6 protein-coding genes and 2 pseudogenes are annotated in these 6,982 nt (G+C 74.0%); 6 read left to right on the forward strand and 2 right to left on the reverse strand.

What is annotated here, in order from left to right:
• The first annotated feature begins 442 nt into the window (after positions 1–442).
• Positions 443–1,138: a hypothetical protein gene (locus tag GA0115240_RS19535; protein ID WP_093737975.1), complete on the forward strand. Its 696-nt coding sequence runs from the start codon at positions 443–445 to the stop codon at positions 1,136–1,138.
• Positions 1,125–1,733 (forward strand): Fic family protein, encoded by a 609-nt coding sequence (locus GA0115240_RS19540; protein ID WP_202451548.1) that lies wholly within the window; start codon positions 1,125–1,127, stop codon positions 1,731–1,733. Before GA0115240_RS19535 ends, GA0115240_RS19540 begins: the two co-directional genes overlap by 14 nt.
• On the opposite strand, the gene GA0115240_RS37005 is transcribed toward GA0115240_RS19540, so the two are convergent.
• Together GA0115240_RS37005 and GA0115240_RS19550 are read right to left on the reverse strand one after the other, a co-directional pair.
• Positions 1,714–1,896: a hypothetical protein gene (locus GA0115240_RS37005; protein WP_176725114.1), complete on the reverse strand. Its 183-nt coding sequence runs from the start codon at positions 1,894–1,896 to the stop codon at positions 1,714–1,716. The genes GA0115240_RS19540 and GA0115240_RS37005 overlap by 20 nt on opposite strands.
• 204 nt (positions 1,897–2,100) lie before the next feature.
• Entirely contained in the window at positions 2,101–2,652 is a 552-nt protein-coding gene (locus GA0115240_RS19550; RefSeq protein WP_093737977.1) for an ArsR/SmtB family transcription factor, read from the reverse strand.
• A 58-nt stretch (positions 2,653–2,710) separates the two neighbouring features.
• Between GA0115240_RS19550 and GA0115240_RS19555 the strand changes: the two genes are divergently transcribed.
• From GA0115240_RS19555 to GA0115240_RS19565, 4 genes and pseudogenes are all read left to right on the forward strand, one after another.
• A complete protein-coding gene (locus tag GA0115240_RS19555; RefSeq protein WP_093737979.1) occupies positions 2,711–3,784 on the forward strand; it encodes a S41 family peptidase in 1,074 nt (357 codons plus the stop codon).
• Positions 3,785–4,215: 431 nt separating this feature from the next.
• Positions 4,216–4,584, forward strand: a pseudogene (locus GA0115240_RS39310) (hypothetical protein); the annotation flags it as partial.
• 304 nt (positions 4,585–4,888) lie between these two features.
• On the forward strand, positions 4,889–5,809 hold the full coding sequence (locus tag GA0115240_RS19560; protein ID WP_161302303.1) for a TIGR04222 domain-containing membrane protein: 921 nt from the start codon (positions 4,889–4,891) through the stop codon (positions 5,807–5,809).
• 46 nt (positions 5,810–5,855) lie between these two features.
• Positions 5,856–6,982, forward strand: a pseudogene (locus tag GA0115240_RS19565) (DUF692 domain-containing protein); the annotation flags it as partial.

A 6,982-nucleotide genomic window follows, 5' to 3' on the forward strand; every position in this document is an offset into this window, starting at 1 on the left:
TCCTTCATCCGCCTCAGAGCTCCTGGTTGTGTCCTCCCATCTCTAGAGCCGAAATTGTCCAGCGAGAAGCGTGCTGGACAATCAGACAAGGGGAATTGTCCAGGTCACACGGCTTCAGCGGCTCAAGCAACAACGCGCGGCTGTGTAGCGACCCGGACACGCTGGAGCGGGATCTGATCCGTGCAGCCCGGCTGCCGGGTCTCGCGGAGGCGGATCGCGGACGCCCTCGGGCCGGGCACCCGGCGGTCGGCGGAGACCCGGGCGCTGCGCCAGAAGCGGGCCACCGCCCGGGCTGGCGGCCGGGTTGTGGCTGCTCAGCGCCGCGACCAAGCACGTCAGCGTTCCGCTGACACGTGGTGCGCAGTGACGGACCGCGCGCATGGCCGCGCCGAGGTGCGGTTTCGGAATATCGTTCGCGCCCGGGGGTCTTCGTGCCGAGGGCATGCGGGACTGGGACGAACTGGACCCCGTCCGCCATTCGTTCGCCTGGGACGGGGCCGAGGAGGCGCGGCTCCGCTTGCTGGTCGGCGCGTGGGTGCCGCCGGTGCCTTCCGGTAGGGCCGGCTGGTGGGAGGGGGAACGCTGGTGCGAGAGGCAGGTGGACGGGGTCATCCGGGAGCGGTACGGCGCCTGGGCCTGGGGATGGAGCTGGTCCCGCCACGACGGCGGGCCCATCGGCAGCTGGGTCGGAGCGAAGTCGGTGACGACCCCCGACGCAACCGCGGCACGCGTCGTAGCGGCGCTGCTGGAGTGGCGGCAGTGGCTGGAGCGGGCGGCTCGGCGCTTCGCCGAACTGGCGCCGCCGCCGGACGCCGCACCCGAGGACCGCGGCCGGCACCTGGAGCGGGCCTGCGTCCGGCTCGTGACGTACGCGCTGGGCACGGGTTCGGAGGGCGGCTGGTACGGGAAGGCCTCGATGGTGCTGTGCTGGTACCTCATCACCACCGGCACGGACCGGGCCGAAGCCGCGCGAGCGGTGAACAGCGCGATCGGCGGCCGGTTCGAGAGCTGGACCACCCCTAAACGGAAGCTGATCGCATCCGTCGGAAAAGACCTCGCCGCCGGCCTCACCGGCCAGACCCCCAACCGGGACCACCGTGAGGGGGAGGCGCTGGGGGATCTCCATGGCCACGACTGACAGCCTCGCGGTCTGGCTGCGCGTGCGCCGTGAAGCCGACTGGCGTCAGGCACCGGTCCTGCGGCGGGATCCGGCCGCTCGCGACGGTTTCCGGGCCTGGTGCGAAGGGCCGGTGCGCCGGCGCGACCCCGTTCGCGCCGAACGTCTGCTCGCCGCCCACACCCTGGCCCGGGCCGACGCCGGCCGCCGCACCCCGCTGGACTTCGCCCTGCTGGCCGGCTGGCAGCGCGAGGTCCTGGGCGCAGCCGAGGCACCCTTCCGCACGAGTGACGCCTGTGCGAAGGCCGGCCGCGAACGCTACGGACTGACCCCGAACACCCGGGCCGACTTCGATTCCTGCCTGCGCGACACGACCGACCCGGACATCCCGCCGGCGGCCCGCGCGGCCCGCGCCTACCTCGACGTGGCGTTCTTCCACCCTTTCACCGACGGCAACGCCCGCGCCGCCCTGCTGACCCTGGTGCACGTCCTGGCCCGCGAGGACATCGTCCTTCCCGAGGTCGGCCCGCTCCAGACCACCCGCTACGCCGACGACCCGGCCGGCGCCGCCGACCTCGCCACCCTCATCGGGGTGCTCAACCACCGACGGCACTGACCTCGGGTGCCGGGGTCAGGCTGGCGACGGCCCGGTGCAGGGCGACGTGCAGTTCCCGGTCGGCCGGAGCCGCCGCACCGGCGGGGGCGGCCACCCCGTCCTGCCGCAGGTCGAGGTCGGGGTGGTGGTCCTCGGGGCCGATCGGGTCGCCGGCGGCCAGCACGAAGCGGGCACCGGCGGCGAACGATCCGGTGCGGAAGTACGCGCATGCGCCCTCGCCCAGTACCCGCCAGTCCTCCAGTCTTCGGTCTCGTGGAACTGCTCGGGCCCGATCCGTCCGCCGGACCCGGTGGAGCTGTCCGCGGAAGTCATCCGCACACCCTGGCGAGGGCTCCGGCAGCCGGGAAGAGCCGGTCGGTGTCCTGCGTCAGTCCGGCTGCGCCTGCTCCCCGGCCAGCTGGTAGACCGTCACCAGGACACCGTAGGAGGGGGGTTCGGGGCCGTCCTGCTCCCCCTCGTCGTCCTGCGCCTCGTCCACCAGCCGGGTGAGGGTTTCGGCCAGCTCGCGGGCGGCCTCGGGACGCAGCCGCAGGTGGCGGAGGCTGAGGGCGGTCTCGTCCGGGGACCGGCCCAGTTCCTGCGCTACCGCCGTGAGCATCGCCGCTGTGCCCTCCGGGCGGGGATCGGGGACGATCAGGCGCCGGGCGCTGCGCCGGTAGTAGACCTCGGTGCCGCCGCGGACCTGGCGGGTCTCGGCGACCTGGACGAGCCCGGCGTCCCGCAGGACTTTGAGGTGGTGGGCCACGCTGCCCTTGGCGGCTTCGAGCTGGACGGCGAGGCGGCTGATGGTGCTTGGGCGGTGGCCCAGTGCGAAGAGCAGGCGCTGCCGCAGGGGGTGGGCGAGCGCCGCGAACTGCGCGGGCTCGACGATGTGCTGCGCGTCCAGTTGGTGCGCCCGGTTCCCGGGTTCTTCGGCCATGGGGCTAAGTGTCTAAAACTCTTGACGCTTTGACAAGCACCCTGCTCTACTCCTCCGCATGACGACTCCCGCACAGCACTCGCCCCGGCAACCGGACGAGAACCAGAACGAGAACGAGAGCCAGGACCAGGACCAGGACCAGGGCCCTGGCCAGCAGCCCCCGCAGCCGCAGGATCAGCAGGACCGACTGGACCACGACCGGCTCCGGGTACAGCCACCGGCGCCGCTACCGCTGTCCCCCTCGACGGTCGTCGAGAAGACCGCGGCCCTCCTCCTGGACCACTACGTCTTCCCCGACGTCGCCGGGGAACTGGCCGGGCTGCTGCGCCGGCGGCTCGCGGACGGCGCCTACGCCACCGCATCCGCCGAGGAGTTGGCCGCCCTGGTCACAGCGGATCTGCAATCGTCCAACGGTGACCGCCACCTGCGGCTGCTCCACCACGCACAACCCGTCCCGGCCGGACAGGGCGAGGCGACGCTGGCCGCGCTGCGACGGGACTTCGACGCCTCGCTGGGCGGTGTGCCACGGCTGGAACTGATGTCCGGCGAGGTTGCCCTGCTGGAGTTGGGCCCGGTGCTGTTCCCTGTCGGGTGGGCCGCCGAGCCGCTCAGCGCCGCCCTGGGGCTGGTGTCCCGGGCCCGCGCGCTGATCCTGGACCTGCGCGGCACCCGGGGCGGCGACCCCGACACGGTGGCCTTCGTCTGCAGCCACCTGCTGGACGAGCGCACCCACCTCAACACCATGCACTGGCGCGAGAACGACCGCCAGGAGCAGTCCTGGACCCAGCCGTACGTGCCCGGGCCGCGCTTCGGCGGCACGAAGCCGCTGTACGTGCTCACCGGCCGCCGCACCTTCTCGGGGGGAGAGGAACTGAGCTACGACCTCCAACAGCTGGGCCGCGCGCAGGTGGTCGGGGAGCGGACCGGCGGGGGCGCGCACCCGCGCGAGGGCTGGACCGTGCACCCGCACCTGGAGGCCACGATCCCGGTCGGCCGCGCCGTCAATCCGGTCTCGGGGACCAACTGGGAAGGTACCGGGGTCCGTCCGGACGTCCCGTGCGAGGCTGCCGACGCTCTGGACCGCGCCCACGCGCTGGCCCTGGCCCGGCTCGCCGAACCCGGTCAGGACTGACGGCGGCAGGACCGATCCCGGGGGCCGATCCCGCAAGTCCCCGGCCTTCCCCCGCCGGGTGCGGGGCGACACCAAGCACGGGCGGCTGGTGGCCGGCCTGGACGCCTGCCCCGACGACCGCCTGCCGGACATCGCCGACGCGGTTCTTGAGCAGGAGAAGCCGGACCAGGCCGAACGCATGGCGTCGCAGGACGTTCTGTGGCTCGGCCGCCATCACGTGCAGATCCCGAGCCGGACCAGGCGCGAGCTGGCCAGGGGCTTCGATCCTTCTGATCACCTCGGCCGCCCGGACCGCTTCATGGCTCTGCCGGACCGACTGTGGCACCTGGACAGCGATCCGCTCGGCGGATGGGCCGCCGCGACCAGCAGACTGCGCGGCCGGATCGAGCGCCACGTGATCCGCTTCCCGGGCAACTGGACGACGGGACGACTGGACGAGGGAGCAATTCTTCGAGCAGCTCGGTGCCTTCGAAGCACCGCACCCACGCTTCGGCTACTTCCTCGAGGGCCCGGCATCTTCCGCTGTCCTGCCCGAGGAGCCGGCGCAGCACCGCTTCGTCGAGCCGGCCAACCGGCACCCGAACCCCGCGGGTGCCCAGCTGAGCCGACACGGAGGGACCGACGGCTACCCCACTTCCAGCTCGTCGAGCACGGCCGCGGCACCGCACCGCTGCAGGCAGTTGCTCTCGCTCCCACAGCCGGTTGGCACAAGTCCCATCGGGAACAGGCCGGCGGTCGCCGCTGCCAGCCGATGCCTCCGCTCCCGGGGCGGGGGCCGGCACCGGGCCGTTTCAGCGTGACCGTGCCGGCAGCGCGTCGACCGGCCCGAAGGGGTCGGCGTACGGGCCTGCGGGTTCGAGGTGCTGATGGCGCGGTGGGGTGCTGGGCGGGGGAGCAGCCTCGCGCGCAGCGCGCGGGAAGCTGAGTTTGTTGGCCTTCCGGGCTCTGAACTTGGCAGCAGGGGCCCGGTTTGAGGGGTGGGCTGCTGGTGGAGGGCGGTCCGGCCGGGTGCGCCGCCGCGGTCGCGGCAGCCCGGAACCATCGGGGTCGGGTGGGCGTGGTTGCTGTTGTCGGGGCGGTTCGCCTTCTTCGGGGGAGGACGACGTGAACGAGCCTTGGGGTCTGAGCGGCCCGCGGTTCCTCGAGGTGTACGCGGTTGCGCTGCTGGTCGCCTGGGCGCTGGCCCTGCTGATCCGGCGGGTCCTGCTGTGGGCGCGGCGGACGGACAGCGACCCGGTGGACGTCTACACCCTCGCGCTGCTCAGCGGCGGCGCCGCGCGGGTCGTCGACACCGCCGTCCAGGCGCTCGTGGCCGAGGACCGCCTGCGGGTGGCCCGCAATCACACGATCACCTCGTGCGGACGGGGCACGCCCGACGACCCGGTCCAACAGGCCGTCCTGAGCTGCGTCGAATACGTGCGCAGCACCAACATCGGCGGCGTGCGCCGCCTGGCGGCCCCCTCGGCGGCGGTGCGGGCGGTCACCGCGTCGGCCGTCGCCCGGCGCCTCGTCCTCGGATCGGCCCGGCGGCGGGCGGTGCGCGCCACCGCGCTGCTGCCGGCGCTCGTCTTCGCGGTCGGCGTGGCCCGGCTCGTCAACGGCGTCCGGCTGCACCGGCCGGTCGGGTTCCTGGCCGGCGCTCTCATTGGCACAGCGGTCCTCCTGCTCATGCTGCTGGTGCCGGCGGCGAGGGGATCGCGGCTCACCACGGCCGGCGTGCGGGCGCGGGACTCCGCGCGGGCGCGTTCGGCTTCCGACCGCCGCCGCCACGGCTTCTACGCCGCGACAGGGGCCGCCGTACCGACTGCGGTACCGGCCGCGGTACCGGCCGCGGTTCTGGGTGTCGCCGTGCTGGGCGCGGCCGGTGTCGAGGACGCGACCCTGCGCTCGGCGCTCTACGGTTCCCTCGCCGCTTCCTCGGCGTCCGGTGGCGGCGGCTCCAGCGGTTACTCCTGCGGCGGGGCGTCCGGTTGCGGTGGTGGCTCCTGCGGTGGAGGGGGCGGCGGTGGCGGCTGCGGCGGCTGAGCGCCGGCCCGGCGAGCCGTCGGCGGCCGGGGGAGCGGACGGGCCGATCGGGGCGCTGGGGGTCGGCATCGGATGGCGGGCGGAGATCGATCTGACCGTGGAGCGACTGCCGGGGATCGACTTCGTCGAGGTCGTCGCCGAGAACCTCGATCCGGGGCGGCTGCCGGATTCGCTGGTCGCGCTGCGCGGGCGAGGGGCCGCCGTGGTGCCGCACGGGGTGTCGCTGTCGCTGGGCGGCGCCGAGCGGCCGGAGGGTCCGCGGCTGGCCCATCTGGCCCGGTGCGCGCAGGCGTTGGGCGCACCGCTGGTCAGTGAGCACGTGGCGTTCACCCGGGCGGGCGGCCTGAACGCCGGGCACCTGCTGCCGGTGCCGCGGACCTGGGACGCGCTGGGCGTGCTCGCCGAGAACGTACGGATCGCGCGCGGCGGACTGCCCGTACCGCTCGCCCTGGAGAACATCGCACCGCTGCTGGCGTGGCCCGACGACGAGTTGTCGGAAGGGGAGTTCCTGGCCGAACTGGTCGAGCGCACCGGGGTGTTCCTGCTGGTGGACGTGGCCAACCTGCACACCGCCCACGTCAATCTCGGCACCGATCCGCTGGCCGTGCTGGACCGGCTGCCACTGGAACGGCTGGCCTACGTCCATGTCGCCGGCGGCGTCGAACGGGACGGCGTCTGGCACGACTCGCACACCCATCCCGTCACCGCAGCGGTGCTCGCCCTCCTCACCGAACTCGCCGCCCGCGCCCCGGTGCCCGGCGTCCTCCTCGAACGCGACGGCGACTACCCGCCGGACGCCGAACTCGCCGCCGAACTGGGCGCCGTCCGCGCCGCCGTCGCCACCGGCCGGGCCCGTGCCCGGCGGTGAACCCCGCGCGGCGCTCGCCGCCGCCCAGGCTGCACTGCTCGCCGCCCTCGTCGGCGCCGGCGAGATCCCGCCCGGCTTCGACGCCGACCGGATACGGGTCCAGTCCCGGGCCCTGCTCGAGAAGCGGGCCCGAGCCGCCCGCGCCCACCACCCCTGGCTCGGCCTCGCCCTGGGCGACACCTACCTGCAGGCCTTCGCCGCGTTCGCCCGCACCTGTCCCCAACTCGCGGGCAGCCACGCACACGACGACGCCGCGGCCTTCGAACGCCACCTGGCCGCCGGCGGCCTGCTGCCGCCCGCGCCAC

Source organism: Streptomyces sp. DvalAA-14, assembly GCF_900091855.1.
Classification (GTDB): Bacteria; Actinomycetota; Actinomycetes; order Streptomycetales; family Streptomycetaceae; genus Actinacidiphila.